This window comes from Alloalcanivorax sp. C16-2 (assembly GCF_046507615.1).
GTDB classification, from domain to species: Bacteria; Pseudomonadota; Gammaproteobacteria; order Pseudomonadales; family Alcanivoracaceae; genus Alloalcanivorax; species Alloalcanivorax marinus_A.
Window position 1 is genome coordinate 414,495 of record NZ_JBKFTL010000001.1, and the last position, 24,504, is coordinate 438,998.

Sequence of the window (24,504 nt, forward strand, 5' to 3'; positions counted from 1 at the left end):
AGAACGGGGGCGCGGGAGATCGCCAGCGACGCGCGTCAAGAAAACCACTTCGCGGTCCGTCTTCACGCCGCTGTGGTACCGTTGGGCTTCCGGCATGGCACCCGTGCCGGTGGGCACAAGGAGACCCGCGACCATGAGTATCCTGCAATTGCCACACGCGCCGCCGGCGGCCGTTCTGATCGACTGGCACGCCACCCTGGTGGATACCCACGACGCCATGTACCACGCGGTGGACGATGTTCTGCCGCGCCTGGAGGAGCTGGGCCTGTGGGAGCGGCTGCTGACGCCGGAGCAGTCCAAGACCATCGAGGACGCCAAGCTGGTCAAGTACGTGCGTGAGCATCATCGCCTGCACCCCAAGATCACCGCCCAGCGCAAGATTTCCCGCACCGATATCTTCGAGGTGCTGTTCGGCGCCGACGGCGACGCCAAACGCCGCATTCACCGGGCTTTCGACGAGTGCTACAAGAACTACGTGGATGAAGTGCATCCCCTGGAGCCGGACATTCGCGTGCACCTGGAGCGATTGCGCGCCGCCGGCGTGCCGGTGGGCGTGATCTCCAATCGCAAGAGGGACTTTTTTGAACACGAACTGGCCATTGTCGACGGCACCGGCTGGCGGGATCTGTTTGACGTCACCGTGTGTGGCGATGACGTGGCGCACCGCAAACCGGCCCCGGACATGCTCTTCAAGGCGCTGACGGAACTCGGCCTGGAACCTTCCGAGCGTTGCTGGTACGCCGGCGACAGCACCACCGATGTGATCGCCGCCAAGGACGCCGGTGTCACGGCGATCTTTTACAACGGCGCGCACTGGTCCCAGAGCTGGCTGGACAAGATCTTTCCCGGCACGGTGAGCCATCCGCACCGTCCGGACGCGGTGGTTGACAGCATCGGCGAGCTCTCCCGGTTGGCGCGCCGGATGCTGGCCAACGGCAAGCGGGTGGAGAGGGCGCGGGCCTGACCGCGAATTGGCCCGTTCTGAATTTGGCACCATGGTACAGTCCCGGCTCCTGGCGACATCGAATAACACCAAGGAGCCTCGACCATGGGAACCCCAATGAACGACCCGAGCTGGCGCCTGCATGCCTTCACCGACGACGCTCTGGGCGAGGACGACGCCACCGCGCTGGCGGAGCGAATCCGCCGTGGTGAGCGGAGTGCAAAGGAAGTGGCGGAAGCGGCCCTGGAACGCATCGGGCGGGTGAACCCGGTGCTTCAGGCGGTGGCCTGCCAGGCCTGGGACCGCACCGTTGAAGAAGCCGCCGGACCGGGTCGGGGCGCGTTCGCCGGCGTGCCCACCCTGATCAAGGACAACATCGATGTGGCGGGCATGCCCAGCGGCCATGGGTCGCGAGCCGTGCGGCCGCGGGTGATGGAAAAGGACAGTGACTTCGCCCGCCAGTTTCTCGACCAGGGCTTTACCCTGTTGGGCAAAAGCCGGCTGCCGGACTTCGGTTTCAGCGCCAGCACCGAGTTCATGGATCAGCCCCCGACCCGCAACCCCTGGCACACCGACTATTCCTCCGGCGCTTCTTCCGGTGGCGCCGCCGCTCTGGTGGCCGCCGGGGCCTTGCCCATCGCTCATGGCAACGACGGCGGCGGCTCGATCCGTATTCCCGCCGCCTGCTGTGGCCTGGTGGGCCTTAAACCCACCCGTGGCCGGCTGGTGAAATCGGAAGCCTCCCAGGCCCTGCCGGTGGATCTGATCGGCGAGGGCGTGTTGACCCGCAGCGTGCGGGACACGGCCCGTTTCTTCGCCGCCGCCGAGCGCTACTACCGCAACCCCGCGTTGCCGGCCATCGGCGACGTCACCGTCCCGGGCAAACGGCGTCTCAAGGTCGGGCTGGTGGTGGATTCCATCACCGGTCGCGCCACCGATGCCGAGACCCGGGCGGCGGTGGAAGACGCCGCCCGCCTGCTGGCGGATCTGGGGCATCATGTGGAGGAGGCGCCGATTCCCCTGAAGCCGTCGTTCATCGACGACTTCGTCACCTACTACGGCATGATGGCGTTCATGGTGCGCACCTTCGGCAAGCGGCTGTTCGGGCCCGGCTTCGACCGTGCCCGGCTGGACGATCTGACCCTGGGGCTGGCCGCCCATTACCGCAAGCGCATGCTCAAAACACCGGCGGTGCTTTACCGGCTGCGGCGCAGCTGGCGGGAGTACGCCCGCGCCTTTGACGATTACGATGTGGTGCTCACGCCGGTACTGGCCCACACCACGCCCGAACTCGGCTACCTGAGCCCCACCCAGCCGTTCGAAACCCTGATCGAACGGCTGATCCACTACGCCAGCTTTACCCCGGCCAACAACGCCTCCGGCAGCCCGGCGATCTCCCTGCCCCTGGGGGCCACGGCGCAAGGGCTGCCCATCGGCGTGCAACTGGCGGCGGTGCAGGGCGGCGAGCGTACCCTGCTGGAGCTGGCCTACGAGGTGGAGGCGGCCCGCCCCTGGCGACGCATTCAGGACGCCTGATCGCGCCCCTTGAAACCGCTTTCAGCGTCTTTATATTCACTCCGCGAGGTCGGTTCCGGGATCCCTGAGCCGGCTTTAACATCGTTGCCAATCTGATTCCAAATCTCAGGAGGTGATTTGATGTCAGCGCAGACGCAAGCCCGCCCCGCCCAGGTCGACGCTCGGCGGGATGATCCATACCCCACTCGCCTGTCTCGTCGCCCGGACCTGCCTTGGCTGAGCCGTCGCGAGCCGGTGGTCAAGGGCCGGCCCGAGGACGGACCACTGAGCCGGTCGCAACTGGATGAGTTTGAACGTCGGGGCTTTCTGTTCGAGCCCGGTTTCCTGGACGAACGGGAAGTCGCGGACCTTACCGGTGCCCTGCATGATCTGCTTGGTCGTGATGACTTCCGAGGCCGCGATTTCAGTGTTACGGAACCGGGCAGTAAGGAAATTCGCTCCCTGTTCGCCGTGCATGTCTTGTCTGAACGATTTCGCGAACTCGCCGAGGATCCGCGCCTGCTCGGTCGGGTACGCCAGATTCTTGGCGGCGACGTTTACGTGCACCAGTCCCGCATCAATTACAAGCCCGGTTTCCATGGCAAGGGCTTCAACTGGCATTCGGATTTCGAGACCTGGCATGCCGAGGACGGGATGCCCGCCATGCACGCGGTGAGTGCCTCCATCGTGCTCACCGACAATCACGCCTTCAATGGGCCGCTGATGCTGATCCCCGGCTCACATAAGGTGTTCGTACCTTGCCTGGGAGAAACCCCGGACGACCATCACAAGCAGTCCTTGAAAACCCAGGAGTTCGGCGTGCCCGATAACCAGGTGCTCCGCGAGCTGATCGACCGGGGCGGCATCGAGGCGCCTACCGGCAAAGCCGGCGGTTTGCTCCTGTTCGATTGCAACACCCTGCACGGGTCCAACGCCAATATGTCGCCGGATCCACGCAGTAATGTGTTTTTCGTCTACAACCGCCGTGACAATGTCTGCGTGACGCCCTACGGGGCCCGTCGTCGGCGGCCCTGGTTCCTGGCCCACGAGCCCGGCGCTAGTCGTCCTTGCGCTTGAACTGGGCCAGGATGCTGGAGAAGTCCTTGTCGCCATGGCCCTGGTTGGCGTGGCCGGCGTACAGGCTGCGCGCCAGGGCGCCCATGGGCGTGGCCGAGCGGCTGGCCAGGGCGGCGGTGAGGGCCAGGCCCAGATCCTTGTTCATCAGATTGACGCCGAAGCCGCCCTCGTAGTTATTGGACGAGGGCACATTGGGCATCACCCCGGGCCAGGGGTTGTACACCTGCAGTGACCAGTTGTTGCCGGAACTGGCCTTCATGATCTCCGACAGCACCGCCGGATCAAGACCATGGTCGGCGCCCAGTTGCAGCGCCTCGGCGGTGCCGATCATGTGTACCGCCAGCAGCATGTTGTTGCAGATTTTCGCCACCTGGCCGGCGCCGCTGTCGCCGGCGCGGAACACATTCTTGCCCATGCATTCGAGTATCGGGCGGGCCTGTTCCACCGCCGCCTCCGGACCGCCGCAGATAAAGGTCAGGGTCCCGGCCCTGGCGCCGCCCACGCCGCCGGACACCGGCGCGTCGATCATGGCGAGACTCCGTTGGGCCGCCGCGTCCGCCACCCGGCGGCTGGTGTCCGCGTCGATGGTGGAGCAGTCGATGATCAGGGTATCCGCGGCGATGCGTTCCAGTAGCCCGGGCTCGTCGCCGCCCAGATAGAGGCCGGTGACCGCCGCCGCCGAGGGCAGCATGCTGATCACCACCTCGGCGCCTTCCACCGCCCGCGCCGGTGAATCGGTGGTGTGCACGCCGCCTTCCTCGGCGGCCACCAGCAGGGCCGGTACCAGATCGAAGGCGGTGACGTCGTGGCCGGCGGCGGCCAGATTGGCGGCCATCGGGCCGCCCATGTTGCCGACACCGAAAAATCCGATCTTCATGTTTTTCTCCTTATAAAAATGACAAGTCCTTGAGCACCCGGCGGGCGATGATCACCCGCATGATTTCGTTGGTGCCCTCCAGAATCTGATGCACCCGGCTGTCACGCACATAACGTTCCAGCGGGTACTCCTTGATGTAGCCGTAGCCACCGTGCAGCTGCAGCGCCTGATTGCAGACGTCGAAACACAGATCGGTGGCGAGCCGCTTGGCCATGGCGCAGTAGGTGCTTTTGTCCGCGTCGCCCTGATCAAGCTTCCAGGCCGCCAGGCGCACCATCTGTTGCGCCGCCACCAGATGGGTGGCCATATCCGCCAGGGCGAACTGGGTGTTCTGGAACTCGGCGATGGGCTGGCCAAACTGCTTGCGCTCGCCTACGTAGCCCTGGGCCTGGGTGAGCGCGGCGGTGGCGGCGCCCAGGGAGCAGCTGGCGATGTTGATGCGGCCGCCGTCCAGGCCGGCCATGGCGATGCGGAAGCCCTGGCCCTCGTCGCCGATGCGCTGGTCCGTCGGCACCCGCACGTTCTCCAGAGTAATGGCCCGGGTGGGCTGGCTCTTCCAGCCCATTTTTTCCTCGTTGCGGCCATAGCTGACGCCGGGCGCGTCCGCCGGGATCGCGAAGCAGGAAATGCCGCCGGCGCCGGTGCCGCCGGTGCGCGCCATCAGCACCAGCACATCGGTGTCGCCGGCGCCGGAGATGAACACCTTGGCACCGTTGATGACATAGTCATCACCGTCGCGCTTCGCCGTGGTGGCCAGGGAGGCGGCGTCGGAGCCGGCGTTGGGTTCGGTGAGGCAGTAGGAGGCCAGCGCCTCGCCGCTGATCAGTGGCGCCGCCCAGCGTGCCCGCACCGCGTCGCCGCCGAAGCGGGTCAGCATCCAGGTGGCCATGTTATGGATGGTGATAAAGGCGGTGGTGGAGGTGCAGCCGGCGGCCAGCTGCTCGAACACCAGCGCCGCGTCCAGCCGGCTCAGTCCCAGACCGCCATGTTCCTCGTCGCAGTACAGGGCGCAGAAGCCCAGCTCGCCGGCGCGGCGGATGGTGTCCTTGGGAAACACACTGCCGGCGTCCCAATCGGCGGCGAATGGCGCCAGTTCCTTATCGGCGAACTGGCGCGCGGTGTCCCGGAACGCCAGTTGCTCTTCGGTGAAGGCGAAATCCACGTTATTGATCCTCGGGATTCGCGGCTGAAGCCGCTCCTGCAATGGGGGAGCCCCCGTAGGAGCGGCTTGCGCTGCGATTCTTATTTCAGGTTAATGGTCATGTTCGGTCCGCCGTGGGCGGCGTCCGGAATGTCGTCATCGAACCAGCGGCTGGTGACGGTCTTGGTTTCGGTATAGAAGCGCACCGCCTGTTTGCCGTAGGCGTGCTGGTCGCCGTAGAAGGACCCCTTCCAGCCGGTGAAGCTGAAGAACGGCAGCGGCACCGGAATCGGCACGTTGATGCCCACCTGTCCCACTTCGATGCCATGCTGGTAGCGGCGCGCGGCGGCGCCGCTGGCGGTGAAGATGGAGGTGCCGTTGCCATAGGGGCTGTTGTTCACCAGCTCGATGGCCTCCTCCAGGGTGTCCACGCACACGCAGCACAGCACCGGGCCGAAGATCTCCTCCCGGTAGAGGGCCATCTCCGGCTTCACGTCGGTGAACAGGGTGGGGCCCACCCAGTTGCCATCCGGCAGGCCGTCCACGCTGCAGTCGGAGCCGTCCAGCAGACAGGTGGCGCCTTCCTCCTTGCCCTGCTTGATCAGGTCCAGCACCCGGTCCCGGGCCTTGGGGCTGATCTGCGGGCCATAGGCGGCCTTGTCATCGTCCCAGGCGCCGGGCCGGATGGCGGCGAACTCGTCTTTCAGTTCCTCGATCCACTGTTGGGAATCGCCCACGAACACCGCCACGCTGATGGCCATGCAGCGCTGCCCGGCGGCGCCGCAGGCGGAACCCACCAGGTTGCTGATCACCTGGTCCTTACGGGCATCGGGCATCACCACCATGTGGTTCTTCGCGCCGGCGAAGCACTGGGCGCGCTTGAGGTGATCGGTGGCGGTGCGATAAACGTGCTGGCCCACCGGCACCGAGCCGACGAAGGACACTGCCTTGATGTCCGGATGAGTGAGCAGGGTATCCACCTGCTGCTTGCCGCCGTGGATCACTTGTAACAGGTTTTTGGGGGCGCCGGCATCCAGGAACAGCTCGGCGAGAATGTTGGGTGTCATCGGGTCCTGCTCGGAGGGCTTGAGCACGAAGCTGTTGCCGCAGGCGATCGCCATGGGGAACATCCACAGCGGAATCATCGCCGGGAAGTTGAACGGCGTGATGCCGGCGCACACCCCCAGCGGCTGGGTCCAGGAATGGCTGTCGATGCCCCGCGCCACGTTCTCCACGGTCTCGCCCATCATCAGCGAGGTGATGTTGGCGGCGTGCTCCACTACTTCGATGCCGCGCCACACGTCGCCCTTGGCATCGGCGAACACCTTGCCGGTTTCTTTCGCCAGCACCTCGGCGATCTCGTCGTGGCGCTCCTTGAGCAAGTGCTGGTAACGCAGCATCAGCCGTGCCCGCTCGGACACCGGCACCTCGCGCCACTCCAGAAAGGCCGCCTTGGCGGCGGCGATGGCGCGTTCCATTTCGGCGGCGGTGGCCGCCGGCGCTTCGCACAATACTTCCTGGGTAGCCGGGTTGGTCACCGGGATCCAGGTGTCGGTGTCACTGGGGCGGAATTCACCGTCGATCAATTGGGGCAGTCGGGTGGTCATGGGGCTCTCCATCATTATTGGCCGTATAGGGAAGCCGGTGTCTCTACACCAGCGTATATAGAACCACCGCCATTACCAGTACCACCGAGGGCACCAGCACACTGGCGATGAACACCGTCGGGTAGGCCCGCTGGTGGGTTTCCTTGCAGATCGCGCGAATGGTGGTCACCACGTAGCCGTTGTGCGGCAGGGAATCCAGCCCGCCGGAGGCCAGCGCTGAAATACGGTGCATGGCACCGTTGTCCAGCCCCATGCCCTGGTAGATCGGTGCCAGGATCGGTAGCGCGATACCCAGGCCGCCGGAAGCGGACCCGGTAATGCCGGCGATTACCGTTACCGCCATGGCCAGGCCGGCGTACTCCAGGCCGGGCAGGTCGGTGAGCACCGCCACGATTTCCTTGAACGCCGGCGTCAGCGCCGCCACCGCGCCAAACCCGACCACCGCGCAGGTATTGGCGGTGGCCACCAGCGCGTTGTCGGCGCCGGTGCCCAGGGTGCGGGCACGCTCATGCAAATGGCGATGAAACAGCACGAAGCCGAGCAGCAGGCTGGCGCCCATGGCCACCAGCAACGCTTCCACCGGGCGCATGCCCAGCGCCAGCGACAGCAGATTAAAGCCGCCCACCAGCACCAGCAGCGGCAATAACGCCGCCCAGGTGGGCACCTGCGCGCCGTCGCTCTGCTCGTGCAACTGGCGCGCCGCCGCCGGCGGATCGAAAGTCTCGCCAGCGTGCACCGCCCGCCGCACGCAGCGACGGATCGCCCAGGCGCCCAGCACCAGAATGGTGAGCGCGCAGATCACCCCGATCACGCCGCCGGCCACCGCGGTGGTGCCGAAATGCTCGGTGGGGATCAGGTTCTGTACCTCCGGCGACCCGGGCGAGGTCATGGTGAACGAAATCGACCCGAACACCATGGCGCCGGGGATGAAGCGGTGCGGCAGGTTGGCGTGCTTGAACAGTTCGAAGGCGATCGGGTAGACGCTGAAGCCGACCACGAACACGCTCACCCCGCCGTAGGTAAGGATCGCGGAGGCGCCCACCACCGCCATGATGGCCCGCTTCTCGCCGAACCAGCGGCTGGACTGGCGGGCGATGGCCTTGGCGGCGCCGCTGTCGTCCATCAACTGACCGAAGATGGCGCCCAGCAGAATCGCCGGGAACCAGGTGGTGAAGAAGCCGGTGAAGCCGGCCATGTAACTGTCCAGCATGGCGTCGTTGAGGGGCAGGCCGCTGCACACCGCCACCAGCATGGCGCAGAGTACCGCTGAGATGATGATGTTGACGCCGCGCATGGTCAGCACCACCAGTAAGGCCAGGCCGGCGAACAGTCCGAGGAAGCTGGCTACAAGCATGAGCTCTCCCTGTTTCTCGTGTTGTTGTTCTGGTGGCATGCCGGACCCGGCAACACCACGTTTTTCAATTATTGCTATGGTGTACCACAGCGTAATGCTGGATAAGATGGCTTTAATTGATTGATGATGGATAAAATTGCGATGCGCGGAACCAGTCCACAGGTGGAAACGTCCCGTTGGCCATTACCGGAAAGCGGCCGGCGCGTGGTGATCCCGCAGAATCTGGTGGCGGAGCTGGCGGGGCACCCCTTGTGCCGTGATTGCCTGCCCCACGGCGCCGGGTTCTATCCCAGTGCCGCCGGACATCACATGGACCGTGACGCGCCCCGCGACCACTTGCTGATCTACTGCCTGGCCGGCTCCGGCGAAGCGGAGCTAGAAGGTCGCCGCCAACCGGTGGAGGCCGGTGATGCGCTGCTGTTCCGGGAAGGGCGGCCGCACCGCTACCGGGCCAACCCGGACGATCCCTGGACCATCTATTGGGCGCACCTGGGCGGGGACCGGGTGGATGATTACTTCGACGCGGTGCTGGAGGGCCCGGATACCTTCGTTGCCCCGGTGGGCTTGCACCCCCGCCTTACCGAGGACCTGGACGCCCTACTGGCAACAGTTACCCGCTTTCGCGGCCACCACCTGATCTACGCCGCCAACTTGCTGAAAAGCCTGCTCAGCTACATGGCCCTGATGCGCCGCCAGCGCGAGGACCGCAACGACGCCCTGGACGTGGCCCGGGTGCAAGCCTGGCTGCGCGCCCGGCTCCATCAACGGGTGGACCTGGATACCCTGGTGGCGGCCACCAGTGACCTGTCGCGCTACCACTTTATCCGCGCTTACAAGCGCCAGACCGGGCAGACCCCGATGCAGGCGTTCCAGCACCTCAAGATCAGCCGTGCCTGCTACTTGCTCGATATCACCGACCTGAGCGTGGCGGACATCGCTCAGCAAATGGGCTTTGACGATCCGTACTATTTTTCAAGGATGTTCAAGAAAGTGATGGGCATGGCGCCCCGGGACTACCGGCGGGAGCACCTGGCCGGCGGCCAACTTCCTACATAATATTAAGAATGATTTTTCTTTGCATTTGCACTTGTGGATTCTCTGATGTATTTTTTATTGCTGACCGTCCTGCTGGTCGAATTTTGGTTGTGGTTTTAATCAACGGCATCCCGGAGTTTATATAATTATAATGTGAACGGGTTTTGAAATGAAGGTAATCGACCAATAAGTGTGCCGATTCCGCTAATGTTTGGTTTTCAAAGAATTTTGCTGGGCTACGATAAATGATAAACCTTGCATGAGGGTGGGTCGATAACGAAAATGATTTTGTTTTGTCAATATTTCGAGGTTCTTGCCGATGGATGTACTTTAGTTGATGTTCTAATATAGAAATAAAATTTACCACCATAAAAAATAAAGAGGATTTTTGAATGAACGGAATCGTTATACCTGTTAATAATATTACAGAGGATGATGCTGATAAGGGGGTGACCAGGAGAGACTTCGTGGTTCTGGGTGCTTCTGTTCCGGTATTGTCGGCGCTGTTATCGCTTAGGAATGAGGCGCATGCGGGCAAAAAGAATTATACAAGTGGCGCTGTGAGAATGCTTAGTGTCCTTTGGGATGTGGTAGAGAGCTTTATAGAAGATGGAGAGAGTCATGAAGGAGAGGATGAGAACGGGAGTTCTCCGGGGCCATATGTAAAAGTTGGAACGGGAATTCATATAGAAAATAATATTGAGGTTAATGTTTATATTAATAAGACGGAGTGTATACACTGCCAAGCATGCGTGCTCGAATTCGTTGAACCAGATCCGGATGATTGCTGTAATGATCTGCCTGCAACTCCTGCAACTGTTTGCCCGGTAGATTCTTTTTATATGGAATAATTATGAGTGTTATTGCGGGGGATGTGGTATGCCCAGTTTAGGTTTTTTTTCCTTTATCATTGTCATTGTGTGTGCAGCTTTTTGGGGTGGCTTTTTCTGGGGGCAAGACTTTGAAGGTGGTCGCAACGAAGGAAGATCTAGCCAAGATGGTTATCTTTCTTCTAGCTATTCCATCGATGAGAATAAAAAAATACCGCCGCCTCGTGGTGATGGCTTCGTCGGTGATGTTAAGGGGGCTTGGTTTTCTAAGACGTTTCAAGGTGACACCCTTTTACATATAGCTGCTAAGGTAAGCAACGAAGAACTAATTAATGAGTCATTGAATGCTCGGATGATTGTCGATGAAAAGAACGGTCGAGGAATGACACCTTTGGTGTTGGCGTTTAAGTACGGAAGCATGGAGGCGATAGACAAACTAGTGGGAGCCGGGGCGAATTTAGCTGTGACTGCGGATGGCCACGATATGATGTGGTTCGCCCAATATTGTCAGTGCGACTCGGATTTGAGGGCAAAAAAAATCGAATTTTTATTGGGCCGGGGCTTTCCGGTTATTGGTGCGGGCCGAGCTGCTGAACTGCTGCCATTGATAAAAGATGAAAAAATAAAAGCCTTTTTGGTGGCTGAAATTAATCCTAACGAAAAGGGGCCTAAGGGTGAGGATAATTTTACAAAAGCAATACGCGGTGGAGCCGATGAAGAAAGCTTAAGGGCTATGATGTCGGCCGGCTATGACTTGCATAACACCATTTTAGGCTTTAGCGCTTTGCACGCGGGTGTTATGAGAAATGCGGAGGTCTCTGATGAATTTTACAGGGAGATGATCGAGGCCGGAGCCCCCGTAAATAGCCGAATAAAGGGTGTGGGTATCACTCCATTGATGTACGCTGTTTCTCGTGGAAATTTATCTAAAGCGCGAATGTTGTTGAACTATGGTGCCGATCCTCGGGCTCAAGATTCTAAGGGACTGTCCGTCGTCGATTACGCTGAAAAAATAAGAAATAACAAAGAAAGAGAGAGTATGCGAAGTCTAATTTATGGGTTTATGTAGGGGCTTTCCTCTTGTTATATTTAAAAGCTTGGCTCGGCATGATATGAGCTGGCTCGTCAGTTATTCCCCCCGCTTTTTGGGGCACTGATTTGACAGAATAGTAAGGAGGCCTGGGCGGTATCGGCTACTTTTCCCGCCATTCCAGAAACGCGGCGCCGGCGTTTTCCACGGCCTGCTCCAGGGCTTGGCGGCGCTTGCCGTCGCCGGGGTGGCGGGGCGGGTTTTGCAGCGCTTTTTGCAGGCGCTGGCGGTCGCCGCGCGGCAGTTGTTCGAGCCAGTGGCGGTCGCCCTGGTCGAGGGTGAGCGGGTCGCGGCCGGCGTGGTTGCGGTGGCTGACCTGGAACCAGTGCTCCAGGGCGCGGCCGAGCACCACATAGCCGAATTGCGGGTCGCGCACCGGGCCGAATTCCGCCCGGCGGCCGCCGCCGGTGAGCGGTGCCAGCAGTTTCAGGGCGGCCAGTTTGCCGGCGTATTTTTCCCCGTAGTAGAGGCTGCCGGCGGCGCCGAGCACGCCGCCGATCAGCGCGCCGGTGCCCAGGGAGTGGCCGGCGGCCAGGGCGTCCACGCCGGCGCCGCCCAGGGCGCCGGCGCCGAAGCCGGCGGTGGCCAGGTAGGCGCGGCTCACGCCCCAGGCGCGGCGGGTCTGTTCGCTGAACAGGTCGCCGCCTTGCCAGTCCAGGGCTTGCTCGCGGCGGTGCAGGTGGCGGTGTTGGTAGAGGGCTTCCACGTCCCGCCGCAGGTGCTGCTCGCGCTGGCGCTGTCGGTCCCGCCAGCGCCGCGCCAGGTCGTGTTTCAGGGCGTCGCGGTTGGCGTCGTCGGCGAGGCGGGCGCTTTCCACGTGCAGCAGCATGTCGGTGAGCGCTTCGGCGATCAGAGCCATGGCCCGGTGTTGGCGATGGCCGCGCTGGTCGCGCAGATAACCCACCGCTTCTTCCAGGGGCGCTTCCCATTCCGGGGCCAGCTGGCCGAAGCCGCGCAGCAGGCTCAGGTGGGTTTCGAAGGGGGCGTGCACGGCGTCGAAGTCGCGCACGATCTGGAAGTACTGACCGAGAGCGGCGCGCCAGTCGTCCAGGTGGTCGCCTTCGCCGATGCGGTTGATCAGCGCCAGGCTGGGCCGGCCGGTCCAGCGCAGGATCTCCATCTCCGCTTCCTGTTCCGGGCTATAGGGCACGGCGCCGTCCACCACGTAGAGAATGCCGGCGCCTTCCAGAATCGGTGTCAGCAGTTCGCATTCGTCATGGAAACGCGGGTCGTCGCGGTGCTGGGTGACGAAGGCGCGCACCGTGTCCGCCCGGTCCGAGGCGCTGGCGCTGTGGGCCTGCAGCCAGGCCAGCACCCTGCGCGGGCGCTGGAAACCGGGGGTGTCGATCAGCTCGTAGAGCGGGCGATCGTCCACGCTCAGCGGGTAGCGTTGGCTGTTGCGGGTGGTGCCCGGTTCCAGGGCGATGGCGATGCCGTCGTTCTGGGCCAGGGTGGCGACGATGCTCGATTTGCCCTTGTTGGGATGGCCGACCACGGCGAAGCGGGGCAGGGTGGTCATGGGCGCGCCTCCTCGCTGACCGGCGCCGGCGGCGGGCACAGCAGCAGGGCCGCATCGCCCCGGCGGGCGATAAAGCGGCGCCAGGGGGCCAGGGCGGTGTCGTTGTCCGCCAGGGGCAGCACCGCGATGGGGGTGTCCGGCCCCCAGTGGGCGCGGGCGTCATCAAGAAAATCCGCCAGATCGCCGGTGGGCGGTTCCCAGGCGCGCACCAGCAACCACACCGGTCGCGTCGGGTCGGCCTGGTTGAGGGTGTCCCGGTCCTGCTCCAGGCTGGCGCTGCCGCCGGCGTCCAGGACTCGGGGCGGGCGCCCGGGCAGGGGATGGTCGGCGCCGGCCCAGCGGATCAGGGTGCCGGCGTCGTCCGGCGGTGCCGGTGCCGGGTTGTCGCCGAGCCGTGGTGGTGGCGCGCTCGCCGGCCCATCGTCGCCGCTGTCCACCCAGGGAGTGGTGAGACGCTCGCGCAGGGCGGCATGGCCGGGGTGGTCGCGCAGCAGGCGGCGGGCCCGCCGGTTCAGGTGCCAGCGGCTGAGCACCAGCAGCGCCAGCCGTGGCAGTACCACATAGCACAGCCACAGCATGGTCAGGAACGGCCACCAGCCACCCAGCAGCGCCGGGTCCGTCGTCGCCCCGCCCTCCAGGCGGAAATAGCGGGACTGGGCCACCAGCTCGGGGCCGGGCACGGCGGCGGGCAACCAGGCCCGCCAAGGCCAGGCCAGGGTTTCCATCAATTGCTGGTAGGCCGGTGCCGAGGTTTGCAGGGTGGTGCTCCAGCCGAAGGCCAGGTCGCGTATCAGCACCTGGATCAGCAGGGTGGCCAGGGCGGTGAGCGCGAACGCCAGGCCGCCGGCCTGGGCCGCCCGGGCCGCCAGTTGCGGTTGCAGTTGCCGCAGTACGGGTGCTTCGCCGTCTTCGCCTCGGTCGAACAGGGCGCCCCAGGGGCGCCAGCCAGCCAGGGCCTGGCCGGCGGTGGCCAGGGCCAGCATCAGTTGCAGCAGGGCCAGGGCCACGAACAGGGTCACGTTGATGCGCGCCGGGCCGGTGACATAGAGCAGGCCGAGCATGGTCAGCACGCCGAGCACCGCGCCGGCGGCGGTGAATGCCAGGGTGGCCCGGCGCCAGCGGCGCAGTGGCCGCTGGTCGTGGCGGTCGCCGGCGTCCACCGCATGCAGCCAGTCCGTCACCGACAGTGCCCCGGCGCCGCGTTCCTGCCGGGCCAGGGCCAGGCGCCGGTCACGGCGATGCAGGAACGCCGGCGTCTGGTTCCGGTCTCGTTGGTACTGGGCGTCGAAATCCAGCAGAAGCGACAGGGGCGAGCGGGACAATTAACGTGTCTCCCCGTCCTCGGGCAGGGTGTAGTAGACGCCGTCCTGGCCGCAGGCGTGGCAGGCGTTGCCGAACTTGCCGACCTGCTTGCCGGTTTTGTCGTAGCCGATGGCCGGGCGGTACTCCATGGTACAGGCCTGGGGGCGGGGCTCCGGACAGAGGTTGGCGTCGGCCGGCGGCGCCACGGCCTGTTGGGCGCAGCCGGTGGCGAGGGCGGCCAGGCCGCCGAGCAGGGCAATGGAACGCAGCATCGGAATACTCCCTTGGACAATGAAATCTGGCCGCCATGGTACCGCGTGAACCGGCGTCGTGGCGCGGTCATTGCGGAGAACGGATCAAGACGGGTGCCATGACAAGCCTATTGACCCTATCATTGTCCGTCTGTGTAAACGGTGAAAAGGAAACAGGCATCATGAACGAGGTGGACTGGCGCGACGAGGTGGCGGCGATCTGGCGGCCCCGACAACAACGGCTGCGTCCGGTGCGGCATCTGGACCCGGTATCCCTGGATGACCTGCTTGGCATCGAGACGCAGAAGGCCAAGCTGATCCAGAACACCGAACGTTTCCTGGCCGGCAAGCCCGCCAATCATGCGCTGCTGTGGGGCAGTCGCGGCACCGGCAAGTCTTCGCTGGTGAAAGCCTTGCTCAATGCCTACGCACCCAAGGGGCTGCGCGTCATCGAGGTGGAAAAGCACGACCTGGTGGATCTGCCGGAGATCGTCGACGACATTCGGGAACGCTCCCAGCGTTTCGTGATCTACTGTGATGACATGGCGTTCGAGGACGGCGACAGCCATTACAAGCACCTCAAGAGCGTGCTGGAAGGCTCCCTGGAGCTGCCGCCCTCGAACGTGAAGCTCTACGCCACCAGCAATCGGCGCCATCTGGTCAGTGAGTATCTGAGCGACAATGAGCAGAGCCGGGTGGTGGGTCGTGAAATTCACCACGGCGACGTGGTGGAAGAGAAGATCTCCCTGGCGGACCGTTTCGGCCTGTCGCTGAGCTTCTACCCGATCAACGAGGAGCGTTATTTCGAGATGGTCGACCACCTGTTCGGTCCGGTGGCCGATCCGGAGCAACTGCACATTCGCGCGCGCCGCTTCTCCATGGAGAGAGGGGTGCGTTCCGGGCGCACCGCGCGCCAGTTCTACAATCAGTTCGTCGGCGAGTTCTGACAGACCCCCGGGGCTCGTGGCATACTGTCGATCCACATTCGAAGAGTCCCGTCCATGGCGCGTCATTCGCTGTACAACAGAATGATGATCACGCCCGCGCATTGTCCTCGCCGCGGGCGTCGCCCCTATTTTCCCGATCCGCCCGTTGTTGCCGAGTCTTGACCTGTTAAGCTCAAAGCGGCTTTGCCGCGACGGATAACGGATACTCTATGAATCTTGCCATTCTGGTGCTGTTGCCCTTCCTGGGCGCGGTGTTGCCGCCTCTGGCCGAGCGGCTGAGGGCGCCGCGTACCCTGCTGGCTCTGAGCGCGGCCCTGATGCCGGCGCTGGCCCTGGTGCTGCTGATCACGCCCGCCGGCCAGGTGTTCGATGGCCAGACCGTGCGCAACAGCCTGAGCTGGATGCCCAGCCTGGGGCTGGCGCTGGCGTTTCGCCTGGACGGTTTGGCGCTGCTGTTCGCGTTGCTGGTGCTGGGCATCGGCCTGCTGGTGATCCTCTACGCCCGCTATTACCTTTCCGCCAAGGAAAAGGCGGGTCGCTTTTACGCCTTCCTGCTGTTGTTCATGGGCGCCATGCTGGGCGTGGTGACCAGCGACAACCTGCTGCTGCTGGTGTTGTTCTGGGAGTTGACCAGCCTCAGTTCCTTCCTGCTGATCGGCTTCTGGTCGCACCAGAGCGCCGCCCGCAAGGGCGCGCGCATGGCGCTCACCGTTACCGGCATGGGCGGCCTGGCGTTGCTTGCCGGGGTGTTGCTGATCGGCCAGGTGGTGGGCAGCTATTCCCTGGATCAGGCCCTGGCCAGCGGCGATCTGATTCGCGCCAGCGGGCTCTATCCATTGATTCTGGTGCTGGTGTTGCTGGGCATCTTCACCAAGAGCGCTCAGTTCCCATTTCATTTCTGGCTGCCCCACGCCATGGCGGCACCAACGCCTGTGAGTGCTTACTTACATTCCGCCACCATGGTCAAAGCCGGGGTCTTCCTGCTGGCCCGCTTCTACCCGATGCTGGCGGGCACGGATCTTTGGTTCGATCTGGTCACGCTGGCGGGCATGGCCACCTTGCTGTGGGGGGCGGCGGCGGCGCTGTTCCAGCACGATCTGAAGGGGCTGCTGGCGTACTCCACCATCAGTCATCTGGGGCTGATCACCCTGCTGTTCGGCCTCAACACCGAGCTGGCGGCGGTGGCGGCGGTGTTTCACATCATCAACCACGCCACCTTCAAGGCATCCCTGTTCATGGCCGCCGGCATCATCGATCACGAGACCGGCACCCGGGACATGCGGCGTATCAACGGCCTGTGGAAGTACATGCCCTACACCGCGGTGCTGGCCATGGTGGCCTCGGCGGCCATGGCCGGGGTGCCCTTGCTGAACGGCTTCCTGTCCAAGGAGATGTTCTTCGCCGAGACCCTGCAGTCCGGTCGGCTGGGCGCCATGAGCTGGGTGCTGCCCTTGGGCGCCACCCTGGGCGGGGTGTTCTCGGTGGCTTATTCGGCGCGCTTTATCCACGACGTTTTCTTCAATGGCGAGCCGGTCAATCTGCCCAAGTTTCCGCCCCACGAGCCGCCGCGCTACATGAAGGTGCCGGTGGAGATCCTGGTGGCGTTGTGCGTGGCGGTGGGCGTGTTGCCCTCGATCACCGTGGCCGGGCTGCTGGCGGTGGCCGGCCGCGCCACCCTCGGTGGCGAGCTGCCGGACTATCATCTATCGATCTGGCATGGCTTCAATATCCCGCTGCTGATGAGCGTGGTGGCGCTGGTGGGTGGTGTCGCCGTGTACAGCCTGCGCCGCTGGCTGTTCGCCCAGTACGACCGATTGCCGGCGATCAACGCCAATCTGATCTTCGAGGGGCGGGTGCAGGCCCTGGTCCGGGCCGCGACCGCGCTTGGTGGCGCCCTGCGCAACGGCTCGCTGCAAAGCTACGCCGCCTGGCTGCTGGCGCTGGTGGCCCTGGTGTTGTTGGTGCATCTGTCGCCGGCGGTCATCGATGGCACGCGGTCAATGCTGCCACTGGACGGGGTGGCGCTGCTAGCCGGGACCATGCTGGTGGTGGCGGCCGTGATCACGGCGGTGCTGCACCGTCACCGCATGACCGCGATCATGTCGGTGAGCGTGGTGGGCCTGGTGGTGTCGCTCACCTTCGTGCGTCTGTCGGCGCCGGATCTGGCGTTGACGCAGCTGTCCGTGGAAGTGGTCACGGTGTTGCTGTTGATGCTGGCCATGTACTTCCTGCCGGTGCGCACGCATATGGAGTCCGGCGCCTTGCGGGTAACCCGGGACCTGGTGCTGGCGGTGGTGATCGGTGGCGGCGTGGGCCTGATGGCATTCGCCATGATGACCAGTGATCTGCAGAGCATCAGTGGCTATTTCCTGGATAACGCCAAGCCTGGTGGCGGTGGTACCAACGTGGTCAATGTGATTCTGGTGGATTTCCGTGGTTTCGATACCTTTGGCGAGATCACCGTGCTGGGCATCGCCGCCATGGGCATCTACGCCCTGCTGCGCGACCTGGACCTGCTGTCCGCGCCCAGCGATTCGATGGGCCGCCCCTGGGCCCGGGATGCCCATCCCCTGGTACTGGTGACCATCTCCCGGCCGCTGTTGCCGCTGGCGCTGCTGATCTCGGTGTACATCTTCCTGCGCGGACACAACCTGCCCGGCGGTGGTTTCATCGCCGGCCTGATCACTTCGGTGGCGCTGCTGTTGCAGTACGTGGCTTCCGGGGTGGAATGGGTGCACCGGCGCATGCCTGGCGATTATCACCCGGTGGTGGCGGTGGGGCTGCTGCTGGCCGGCATCACCGGGCTGGGCTCCTGGTTCTTCGGCCATCCGTTCCTGACCAGCACCTTCGACCATGTGCACTGGCCCCTGGTCGGTGAATTCGAGCTGGCCAGCGCCATGTTGTTCGATACCGGGGTGTTCCTCACCGTGGTGGGGGCGACACTGTTGATGCTGGCCAACCTGGGCAAGTTGTCCTTGCTGGACGATAAGAAGGGAGGGGCGTGATGGAAGCCATGGTCGCCATCATGATCGCGGTGCTGGTGGGCACCGGAGTCTATCTGGTGCTGCGCGCGCGCACCTTCCCGGTGATTCTGGGTATTACCCTGCTCAGCTACGGGGTCAATCTGTTCGTGTTCGCTTCCGGTCGGCTGGCGCTGGATCAGGCGCCCATCGTCGGCGGTGGGCCCTCCACCGACCCGCTGCCCCAGGCGCTGGTACTCACCGCCATCGTCATCGGTTTCGCCATGACCGCCTTTCTGGTGGTGCTGGCCCTGCGTGGCCAGGGGGAGACCGGCACCGACCATGTGGATGGCGACGCCGATGAGGGAGGGGAGCGCTGATGGAACACTTGATCATCGCGCCGATCCTGATTCCCGCCTTCGCCGGCATGTTGCTGCTGCTGGAGGTGCGTGAGCGCCAGCCGCTGCGCCGTCTCACCGGACTGGTCTCCGCCCTGGCACTAATCCCGGTGGCGGTGTCGCTGTACTTGCGGGCCGCCGGCGGCGATATCCAGGTCTATCAGCTGGGTGACTGGGCGGCGCCGTTCGGCATCGTACTGGTGCTCGACCGGCTCAGCGCCCTGATGGTGCTGCTTACTTCGTTGCTGGCGTTGCCGGCGCTGCTGTACGCGAGCCGAGCGGACGATAAGCGTGGCGCTAACTTCCATGCCCTGTTCCAGCTCCAGCTGATGGGCATTAACGGTGCTTTCCTGACCGGCGACCTGTTCAATCTGTTCGTGTTCTTCGAGGTGTTGTTGATTGCCTCCTACGGGCTGGCTCTGCACGGGCGCGGCCCGGCCCGGGTCAAGGCGGGCATCCATTACGTGGTGCTTAACCTGATCGGTTCGGCGTTGTTTCTGGTGGCGCTTGGGCTGGTGTATGGCACCACCGGCACGCTCAACATGGCGGATTTCGCCGTCAAGCTGGGCCAGCTCGACGGTGGCGCCCTGGAGCTGGCGCGCATCGCGGGCCTGCTTATGTGGGTGGTGTTCGGACTCAAGGCGGCGCTGTTCCCGCTCTATTTCTGGTTGCCGGCCGCCTACGCCAATGCCACCGCCGGGGTGGCGGCCCTGTTCGCGATCATGACCAAGGTGGGGGTTTATGCGATCGCCCGGGTCCAGGGACTGGCGTTCATGGACGGGCCCCTGGCCGGTCTGGGCCGCGATGCGCTCTGGGTGTTGGCGTTGCTGACCCTGCTGCTGGCGGCCATTGGCGTGCTCGGCGCCCGCCGCCTGGGGGAGATGGTGGCGTACCTGGTGGTGATGTCCGTGGGCACGTTGATGGCCGGTCTCAGTTGGGGCTCGCCGGAGGCCATGGGGGCCCTGCTGTATTACCTGATCCATTCCACCCTGGTGTGCGGCGGTTTGTTTCTGCTCGCCGATCTGGTGGCGCGGGGGCGCGGCAAGCTGGGCGATCAGTTGGTGGCCGGGCCGGCGCCGGCGGGCCGGGCCGGGCTGGCGGCGCTGTTCTTCCTGGGCGCTATAGCGGTGATCGGGTTGCCGCCGTTGTCCGGGTTCATGGGCAAGGTGGCGTTGCTGCAGACCGTGCCGTCGCCGTTGTACTGGCTGTTTTTGCTGGGCGGCGGCCTGCTTGGCGTGGTGGGCATGAGCCGCGCCGGTTCCACCCTGTTCTGGCGCGCCACCGGCGATGGTCGGGCGCGGCGCCTGGACCGGCCGCGCCTGGTGGCCACCGTGTTGCTGCTGGGCGCCGCGCCGGTGCTGGCGATCTGGGGTGAGCCGGTGCTGGAGGCCACGGTGGCGGCGGCCGCCCAGTGGGCCCGGCCGGAACTGTATATCGAGGCGGTGCTGGGAGGAGGCGCGTGATGAGTCGTTTACTGCCGTTTCCAATGCTGAGCCTGCTGCTGTGGTTATCCTGGCTGCTGCTCAATGGTTTTTCCTGGGGGCATGGCCTGCTGGGGCTGGTGCTGGCGGTGGTGCTGCCCCTGGGCACCCGGCCATTCTGGCCCAACGTGCCGCGGCTGCGGGATTTCCCCAAGCTGGTGCGCTTCGTGCTGGTGGTGCACTGGGACATCATCACCGCCAATCTGGTGGTGGCGCGCCTGATTCTGGGGTCGCCGCGCAAGCTGCGACCCGCGTTCGTGGAGATGCCGCTGGAGCTAACCGATGACTTCGCCATCACCCTGCTCACCAGCACCATTTCCCTGACCCCGGGCACCGTCAGCGCGGATGTCAGCGAGGACCGCCGCACCCTGCTTATCCATGCCCTGGATATGGACGACGAGGCGGCATTGGTGGCGCAGATCAAGCAGCGCTACGAGCGGCCCCTGAAGGAGATCTTCGAATGCTAGCCATCGCGTTACCGGTGGGGTTCGGCCTGATCGTACTGGCCCTGCTGCTCAACCTTTACCGGCTTTTGCGCGGCCCCACCCTGCCGGACCGGGCCCTGGCCCTGGACACCATGTACATCAACGCCATCGCGTTGATCGTGCTGTACGGCATCGCCACCGACGGCAAGCTGTACTTCGAGGCGGGCATGTTGATCGCCCTGATCGGCTTCGTGTCCACCGTGGCGGTGGCCAAATACATGACCCGCGGCGATATCATCGAATAGCGGTCGGGAGGAAAAATCATGAACCAAGTGGTTGAGTTTCTGGTCAGTGCCGCCATCCTCGTGGGAGGCGTATTCGCCCTGGTGGGGTCGATTGGCCTGGCTCGCCTGCCGGACTTCTATTTGCGGCTGCATGGGCCGACCAAGGCCACCACCCTGGGCGTGGGCGGGACCATTCTGGCCTCGCTGTTGTTTTTCTCCTGGCGGGAGCAGGCGTTGCAGTTGCAGGAAGTGTTGATTGCCCTGTTCCTGTTCATCACCGCTCCGGTGTCGGCGCACATGCTGGCCAAGGCCGCCATGCACCGCGAGCTGAAACGCCGCGAGGACACCCGCGGGCGCCCCTGGAAACAGTAACCCCGGGGTGGCCAGGGCGCCTGAACAGAGAAGGTTTCGGAGACGAAAAGTGAAATTTGTAAAAGGTGAAAGCACCGGGAAACTTTTTCGAAAGGCGGCCGGTCCTAACTAATGGCTACGGACCGGTACCCCCGATCCCCCAGTACCCTCGCCGGTTCGTAGCTTCTGGACACCCCGGTCTCTCCCCCAGGAGGCCGGGGCGGCAAGCCTCCCTGGCAGCGCAGTCGTTCCCTTCCCCCCACTTGCTGCCAGGGATTTTTTTTGCCTGCTGAAAAGCAGGTGCCGGCTCCGGGCCGGACTTTTCCCCTATCCATCCTATCTATAGCAAACCCCGTGCCGTACCGGCCGATACAGAAAAACCGGATACAAATCATGAGGTTACGGTATCGGAACCGGAATGGACCCGTGTTGACGGGAATCAATATAGTGCCGAAAAGCGTCGAAAGTGTGACAGAGAGGGTCAGTTGCCCTCGGCCGGTGGCGGCACCCGCAGCCAGTCGCCGAGACGGTCCCAGGCTTCGTCGCAACCGGTGCCCGCGGTGGCGGAGAACAACTGGGCGCTGAGCGGCGCCGGGTGGTCCTTGAGGGTCTTGCGCACCTGCAGGAGGGTGGATTTGGCGGCGCCGAATTTGAGCTTGTCGGCCTTGGTGATGAGAAGGTGCAGCGGCATGCCGGCCTTGGCGGACCAGTCCAGAATGAGCCGGTCGAAGTCCTTGAGCGGGTGGCGGATGTCCATCAGCAGCACCAGGCCCGCCAGGCAGGCCCGACGGGCCAGATAGTCATCCAGGTGATGCTGCCATTGCTGGCGGGTCTGTTTGTCCACCTTGGCATAGCCGTAGCCGGGCAGATCCACCAGCCGGCGCTCTTCATCCAGCTCGAAGAAGTTCAGAAGCTGGGTGCGACCGGGTGTCTTGGAGGTGCGCGCCAGGCTGCGTTGACCGGTGAGACGGTTGATGGCGCTGGATTTGCCGGCGTTGGAGCGGCCCGCGAACGCCACCTCGTAGCCCTCGTCCGGTGGGCATTGCTCCACGGTCTGGGCGCTCTTGAGGAAACGGGCCTGGTGCAGCAGGCGCTGGGTCGGGTGTTGGGGCATGGGCCGGGTCTCACACTGGGCGGATTGGAAAAACCGCACCGTTAATAAGGCATATGACGGGAGCGGACCTCTGGTATATAATGCGCGCCGTCGCGCGTTCGCCGCGTGGCCGACGTTCTACAGGTCTTTGTCTTTAAAGGCAAATACCGGATAAAGACCACAATAAAGCCAGCAGCATGTCGCCAGCTCCACGGGGAGATACCGCATGAAAGGTTTGATCGCAGGGCTCGCCCTGACTCTGGCCTTGGGCCTGACCACCGGTGCCCAGGCCGATGCCGTTAAGGAACGCTACGATCAAAGTTGCACCTACTGCCATTCCAGCGGCGCCGCGGGCGCACCCAAGACCGGTGACCAGGCCGCCTGGAAACCGCGCCTCGAGAAAGGCATGGACACGCTGCTCAAGCACGTCAAAGAGGGTTACAACGCGATGCCGCCGGGGGGCATGTGCGGAGACTGCTCCGACGAGGAATACCGCGCCCTGATCGAACACATGTCGAAGTAAGTCGCTGTTTTTGAAGGAAAGGCCATGAAGTGTATCAAGCTGATCGTGCTGCTGGCGGCCGTGGTTGCCGCCCCTTTCGCACTGGCTGAGGGGAACCCGGAAGCCGGCAAGGAAAAATCCCAGCCGTGCGCCGCCTGCCACGGCCCGGACGGCAATTCACCGTCCGGCATGTACCCGAGCCTGGCGGGCCAGGGGCAGAAGTACCTGCTGGAACAGCTCAAGGCGTTCAAATCCGGCGCCCGGGAAAACGCCATCATGGCGGGCCAGGTGGCCAACCTGAGCGAGCAGGACATGCAGGATCTGGCGGCGTACTTCGCCGAACAGGCGATCACCACCGGTCAGGCCAGCCCGGACTGGGTCGAGCAGGGCGAGCGGCTCTATCGTGGCGGTGACGTGCAGGCCGGTATTCCCGCCTGCTCCGGTTGCCACGGCCCGGCGGGTCAGGGCATCGACGCCGCCGGTTTCCCGGCGTTGGCGGGCCAGCACGCCGACTACGTGGAATCGCAGCTCAAGGCGTTCCGCGCCGCCGGCAGCGAGGCCATCGGTGACATGGCCAAGCGCGCCAACGATCCGCAGGCGATGATGCGCACCGTCGCCGCCAAGATGAGCGATGCTCAGATCAAGGCGGTGGCGAGCTTCGTTTCCGGGCTCTCCGCGGACGAAGGTGGCGCCGGGGAATAAGCCCCGACCCGCCGGCAACAACAAAAAAGGCAGCCAGGGGCTGCCTTTTTTGTTGCCTGTCTTTATGCAAGAGGGCGAAGTTGTGGTCATAATGAAGATCTTTCCGATCGTCGGGAGCATTTTCGCCCCGGGACGGTCACAGAGTGGACTAGCCTACAACAAGGAGAATTTCATGTTGCGTAAGCTCATGACGGCAGCGGCTTTGCTGGTGGGTCTGGGCCTGGCCGGCGGGGTCGGGGCGGCGGAATCCGGCGGCCATGCCCGCTATGCGGAAGGGACGCATTACAAGGTGCTCGAAGCGCCGGGTAGCGTGGAAAACCCGGACAAGGTGGAAGTGCGCGAGTTCTTCTCCTACATCTGCCCGCATTGCTACAGCCTGGAACCGCTGGTTCACGAGTGGCTCGAAAACAAGCCGGATAACGTGGACTATGTGCGCACCCCGGTGACCTTCCTGCGCAATGCCGAGCCGTTGGCGCGGGCCTACTACGTGGCCGATATCCTGGATATCGTCGACAAGGTGCATCAGCCCGTTTTCGACGCTATCCACAAGCACCGGGAACCGTTGTTCACGCCCACCGCGCTGGCTGATTTCTTCGCCAAGTACGGGGTCGACAAGGATGAGTTCAACCAGCTTTACGGCTCCTTCGGGGTGTCCACCAAATTGCGTCAGGCGGATGCCCTGGCCCGGGACTATCAGATTCGTGGCGTGCCCTCCTTCGTGGTCAACGGCAAGTACCTGATCCTGCGCGACGGGCTCAAGAGCAACGCGGAAATGTTCGACGTGATCGACTACCTGGTCGAGCAAGAGAGCAAGTAACCG

Annotated in this window: 24 protein-coding genes; 16 read left to right on the top strand and 8 right to left on the bottom strand. The window is 63.9% G+C overall.

Annotated elements, in window-relative coordinates:
* Nucleotides 1-133: 133 nt before the first annotated feature.
* The 3 genes from ACLD02_RS01910 to thpD all read left to right on the top strand — a co-directional run bounded on the left by ACLD02_RS01910 (nt 134) and on the right by thpD (nt 3,535).
* Nucleotides 134-964: an HAD family hydrolase gene (locus tag ACLD02_RS01910; RefSeq protein ID WP_410297791.1), complete on the top strand. Its 831-nt coding sequence runs from the start codon at nt 134-136 to the stop codon at nt 962-964.
* Between the two features lie 84 nt (nt 965-1,048).
* Entirely contained in the window at nt 1,049-2,479 is a 1,431-nt protein-coding gene (locus ACLD02_RS01915; RefSeq protein ID WP_410297792.1) for an amidase, read from the top strand.
* A 120-nt stretch (nt 2,480-2,599) separates the two neighbouring features.
* Entirely contained in the window at nt 2,600-3,535 is a 936-nt protein-coding gene (gene thpD, locus ACLD02_RS01920) for an ectoine hydroxylase (protein WP_410297793.1), read from the top strand.
* Here thpD and mmsB read toward each other — a convergent pair.
* The 4 genes from mmsB to ACLD02_RS01940 all read right to left on the bottom strand — a co-directional run bounded on the left by mmsB (nt 3,516) and on the right by ACLD02_RS01940 (nt 8,514).
* The gene (gene mmsB, locus ACLD02_RS01925) at nt 3,516-4,412 is read right to left on the bottom strand and encodes a 3-hydroxyisobutyrate dehydrogenase (protein ID WP_203104002.1); all 897 of its coding nucleotides are present in this window, start codon (nt 4,410-4,412) and stop codon (nt 3,516-3,518) included. The two genes, thpD and mmsB, sit on opposite strands and share 20 nt — an antisense overlap.
* A 10-nt stretch (nt 4,413-4,422) precedes the next feature.
* Nucleotides 4,423-5,574 carry an acyl-CoA dehydrogenase family protein gene (locus tag ACLD02_RS01930; protein ID WP_410297794.1) on the bottom strand — a complete coding sequence of 384 codons (1,152 nt, stop codon included), beginning with the start codon at nt 5,572-5,574 and terminating at the stop codon, nt 4,423-4,425.
* 80 nt (nt 5,575-5,654) lie between these two features.
* Nucleotides 5,655-7,160 (bottom strand): CoA-acylating methylmalonate-semialdehyde dehydrogenase, encoded by a 1,506-nt coding sequence (locus tag ACLD02_RS01935; protein ID WP_410297795.1) that lies wholly within the window; start codon nt 7,158-7,160, stop codon nt 5,655-5,657.
* A gap of 43 nt (nt 7,161-7,203) precedes the next feature.
* The gene (locus ACLD02_RS01940; protein WP_410297796.1) at nt 7,204-8,514 is read right to left on the bottom strand and encodes a GntP family permease; all 1,311 of its coding nucleotides are present in this window, start codon (nt 8,512-8,514) and stop codon (nt 7,204-7,206) included.
* A gap of 141 nt (nt 8,515-8,655) precedes the next feature.
* Between ACLD02_RS01940 and ACLD02_RS01945 the strand changes: the two genes are divergently transcribed.
* The 3 genes from ACLD02_RS01945 to ACLD02_RS01955 all read left to right on the top strand — a co-directional run bounded on the left by ACLD02_RS01945 (nt 8,656) and on the right by ACLD02_RS01955 (nt 11,448).
* Nucleotides 8,656-9,570 carry a helix-turn-helix domain-containing protein gene (locus ACLD02_RS01945; RefSeq protein WP_410297797.1) on the top strand — a complete coding sequence of 305 codons (915 nt, stop codon included), beginning with the start codon at nt 8,656-8,658 and terminating at the stop codon, nt 9,568-9,570.
* 371 nt (nt 9,571-9,941) lie between these two features.
* The gene (locus tag ACLD02_RS01950) at nt 9,942-10,400 is read left to right on the top strand and encodes a hypothetical protein (RefSeq protein WP_410297798.1); all 459 of its coding nucleotides are present in this window, start codon (nt 9,942-9,944) and stop codon (nt 10,398-10,400) included.
* Nucleotides 10,401-10,428: 28 nt separating this feature from the next.
* A complete protein-coding gene (locus ACLD02_RS01955) occupies nt 10,429-11,448 on the top strand; it encodes an ankyrin repeat domain-containing protein (protein ID WP_410297799.1) in 1,020 nt (339 codons plus the stop codon).
* 124 nt (nt 11,449-11,572) lie between these two features.
* On the opposite strand, the gene ACLD02_RS01960 is transcribed toward ACLD02_RS01955, so the two are convergent.
* From ACLD02_RS01960 to ACLD02_RS01970, 3 genes are read right to left on the bottom strand one after another with little or no spacing between them, the layout of a single operon-like run.
* On the bottom strand, nt 11,573-12,988 hold the full coding sequence (locus tag ACLD02_RS01960) for a GTPase/DUF3482 domain-containing protein (protein WP_410297800.1): 1,416 nt from the start codon (nt 12,986-12,988) through the stop codon (nt 11,573-11,575).
* Complete coding sequence (locus tag ACLD02_RS01965; protein WP_203103982.1) at nt 12,985-14,310, bottom strand: DUF2868 domain-containing protein; 1,326 nt, start codon at nt 14,308-14,310, stop codon at nt 12,985-12,987. The genes ACLD02_RS01960 and ACLD02_RS01965 overlap by 4 nt, the downstream gene beginning before the upstream one ends.
* Complete coding sequence (locus ACLD02_RS01970) at nt 14,311-14,562, bottom strand: hypothetical protein (protein WP_203103980.1); 252 nt, start codon at nt 14,560-14,562, stop codon at nt 14,311-14,313.
* A 161-nt stretch (nt 14,563-14,723) separates the two neighbouring features.
* On the opposite strand from ACLD02_RS01970, the gene ACLD02_RS01975 reads away from it, so the two are divergent.
* From ACLD02_RS01975 to ACLD02_RS02005, 7 genes are all read left to right on the top strand, one after another.
* Nucleotides 14,724-15,488, top strand: coding sequence for an ATP-binding protein (locus ACLD02_RS01975; RefSeq protein WP_203103978.1), 765 nt, complete (start codon nt 14,724-14,726; stop codon nt 15,486-15,488).
* A gap of 209 nt (nt 15,489-15,697) precedes the next feature.
* Complete coding sequence (locus tag ACLD02_RS01980) at nt 15,698-18,493, top strand: monovalent cation/H+ antiporter subunit A (RefSeq protein WP_410297801.1); 2,796 nt, start codon at nt 15,698-15,700, stop codon at nt 18,491-18,493.
* Nucleotides 18,493-18,828, top strand: a complete 336-nt coding sequence (locus tag ACLD02_RS01985) for a Na+/H+ antiporter subunit C (RefSeq protein WP_203103974.1) — start codon at nt 18,493-18,495, stop codon at nt 18,826-18,828. Before ACLD02_RS01980 ends, ACLD02_RS01985 begins: the two co-directional genes overlap by 1 nt.
* The gene (locus ACLD02_RS01990; protein ID WP_203103972.1) at nt 18,828-20,309 is read left to right on the top strand and encodes a monovalent cation/H+ antiporter subunit D; all 1,482 of its coding nucleotides are present in this window, start codon (nt 18,828-18,830) and stop codon (nt 20,307-20,309) included. Before ACLD02_RS01985 ends, ACLD02_RS01990 begins: the two co-directional genes overlap by 1 nt.
* Complete coding sequence (locus tag ACLD02_RS01995; RefSeq protein ID WP_410297802.1) at nt 20,309-20,794, top strand: Na+/H+ antiporter subunit E; 486 nt, start codon at nt 20,309-20,311, stop codon at nt 20,792-20,794. The genes ACLD02_RS01990 and ACLD02_RS01995 overlap by 1 nt, the downstream gene beginning before the upstream one ends.
* Nucleotides 20,788-21,057, top strand: coding sequence for a K+/H+ antiporter subunit F (locus tag ACLD02_RS02000; protein WP_203103968.1), 270 nt, complete (start codon nt 20,788-20,790; stop codon nt 21,055-21,057). Before ACLD02_RS01995 ends, ACLD02_RS02000 begins: the two co-directional genes overlap by 7 nt.
* An 18-nt stretch (nt 21,058-21,075) precedes the next feature.
* Nucleotides 21,076-21,408, top strand: coding sequence for a Na+/H+ antiporter subunit G (locus ACLD02_RS02005; RefSeq protein WP_203103966.1), 333 nt, complete (start codon nt 21,076-21,078; stop codon nt 21,406-21,408).
* Between the two features lie 460 nt (nt 21,409-21,868).
* Here ACLD02_RS02005 and yihA read toward each other — a convergent pair whose 3' ends face one another.
* Nucleotides 21,869-22,501 (bottom strand): ribosome biogenesis GTP-binding protein YihA/YsxC, encoded by a 633-nt coding sequence (yihA, locus tag ACLD02_RS02010; RefSeq protein ID WP_203103964.1) that lies wholly within the window; start codon nt 22,499-22,501, stop codon nt 21,869-21,871.
* Nucleotides 22,502-22,706: 205 nt separating this feature from the next.
* On the opposite strand from yihA, the gene ACLD02_RS02015 reads away from it, so the two are divergent.
* The 3 genes from ACLD02_RS02015 to ACLD02_RS02025 all read left to right on the top strand — a co-directional run bounded on the left by ACLD02_RS02015 (nt 22,707) and on the right by ACLD02_RS02025 (nt 24,501).
* A complete protein-coding gene (locus ACLD02_RS02015) occupies nt 22,707-23,003 on the top strand; it encodes a c-type cytochrome (protein ID WP_203103962.1) in 297 nt (98 codons plus the stop codon).
* 24 nt (nt 23,004-23,027) lie between these two features.
* Nucleotides 23,028-23,684: a c-type cytochrome gene (locus ACLD02_RS02020; protein ID WP_203103960.1), complete on the top strand. Its 657-nt coding sequence runs from the start codon at nt 23,028-23,030 to the stop codon at nt 23,682-23,684.
* 172 nt (nt 23,685-23,856) lie between these two features.
* Entirely contained in the window at nt 23,857-24,501 is a 645-nt protein-coding gene (locus ACLD02_RS02025; RefSeq protein WP_203103958.1) for a thiol:disulfide interchange protein DsbA/DsbL, read from the top strand.
* Nucleotides 24,502-24,504: the final 3 nt, after the last annotated feature.

Coding starts and splice junctions, on each gene's coding strand:
- ACLD02_RS02015 (WP_203103962.1), top strand. CDS start 22,707: ATGAAAGGTTTGATCGCAGGGCTCGCCCTGACTCTGGCCTTGGGCCTG.
- ACLD02_RS02000 (WP_203103968.1), top strand. CDS start 20,788: ATGCTAGCCATCGCGTTACCGGTGGGGTTCGGCCTGATCGTACTGGCC.
- yihA (WP_203103964.1), bottom strand. CDS start 22,501: ATGCCCCAACACCCGACCCAGCGCCTGCTGCACCAGGCCCGTTTCCTC.
- ACLD02_RS01935 (WP_410297795.1), bottom strand. CDS start 7,160: ATGACCACCCGACTGCCCCAATTGATCGACGGTGAATTCCGCCCCAGT.
- ACLD02_RS01990 (WP_203103972.1), top strand. CDS start 18,828: ATGGAACACTTGATCATCGCGCCGATCCTGATTCCCGCCTTCGCCGGC.
- ACLD02_RS02005 (WP_203103966.1), top strand. CDS start 21,076: ATGAACCAAGTGGTTGAGTTTCTGGTCAGTGCCGCCATCCTCGTGGGA.
- ACLD02_RS01975 (WP_203103978.1), top strand. CDS start 14,724: ATGAACGAGGTGGACTGGCGCGACGAGGTGGCGGCGATCTGGCGGCCC.
- ACLD02_RS01970 (WP_203103980.1), bottom strand. CDS start 14,562: ATGCTGCGTTCCATTGCCCTGCTCGGCGGCCTGGCCGCCCTCGCCACC.
- thpD (WP_410297793.1), top strand. CDS start 2,600: ATGTCAGCGCAGACGCAAGCCCGCCCCGCCCAGGTCGACGCTCGGCGG.
- ACLD02_RS01940 (WP_410297796.1), bottom strand. CDS start 8,514: ATGCTTGTAGCCAGCTTCCTCGGACTGTTCGCCGGCCTGGCCTTACTG.
- ACLD02_RS01955 (WP_410297799.1), top strand. CDS start 10,429: ATGCCCAGTTTAGGTTTTTTTTCCTTTATCATTGTCATTGTGTGTGCA.
- ACLD02_RS01915 (WP_410297792.1), top strand. CDS start 1,049: ATGGGAACCCCAATGAACGACCCGAGCTGGCGCCTGCATGCCTTCACC.
- ACLD02_RS01910 (WP_410297791.1), top strand. CDS start 134: ATGAGTATCCTGCAATTGCCACACGCGCCGCCGGCGGCCGTTCTGATC.
- ACLD02_RS01980 (WP_410297801.1), top strand. CDS start 15,698: ATGAATCTTGCCATTCTGGTGCTGTTGCCCTTCCTGGGCGCGGTGTTG.
- ACLD02_RS01960 (WP_410297800.1), bottom strand. CDS start 12,988: ATGACCACCCTGCCCCGCTTCGCCGTGGTCGGCCATCCCAACAAGGGC.
- mmsB (WP_203104002.1), bottom strand. CDS start 4,412: ATGAAGATCGGATTTTTCGGTGTCGGCAACATGGGCGGCCCGATGGCC.
- ACLD02_RS01985 (WP_203103974.1), top strand. CDS start 18,493: ATGGAAGCCATGGTCGCCATCATGATCGCGGTGCTGGTGGGCACCGGA.
- ACLD02_RS01945 (WP_410297797.1), top strand. CDS start 8,656: ATGCGCGGAACCAGTCCACAGGTGGAAACGTCCCGTTGGCCATTACCG.
- ACLD02_RS02020 (WP_203103960.1), top strand. CDS start 23,028: ATGAAGTGTATCAAGCTGATCGTGCTGCTGGCGGCCGTGGTTGCCGCC.
- ACLD02_RS01995 (WP_410297802.1), top strand. CDS start 20,309: ATGAGTCGTTTACTGCCGTTTCCAATGCTGAGCCTGCTGCTGTGGTTA.
- ACLD02_RS01950 (WP_410297798.1), top strand. CDS start 9,942: ATGAACGGAATCGTTATACCTGTTAATAATATTACAGAGGATGATGCT.
- ACLD02_RS02025 (WP_203103958.1), top strand. CDS start 23,857: ATGTTGCGTAAGCTCATGACGGCAGCGGCTTTGCTGGTGGGTCTGGGC.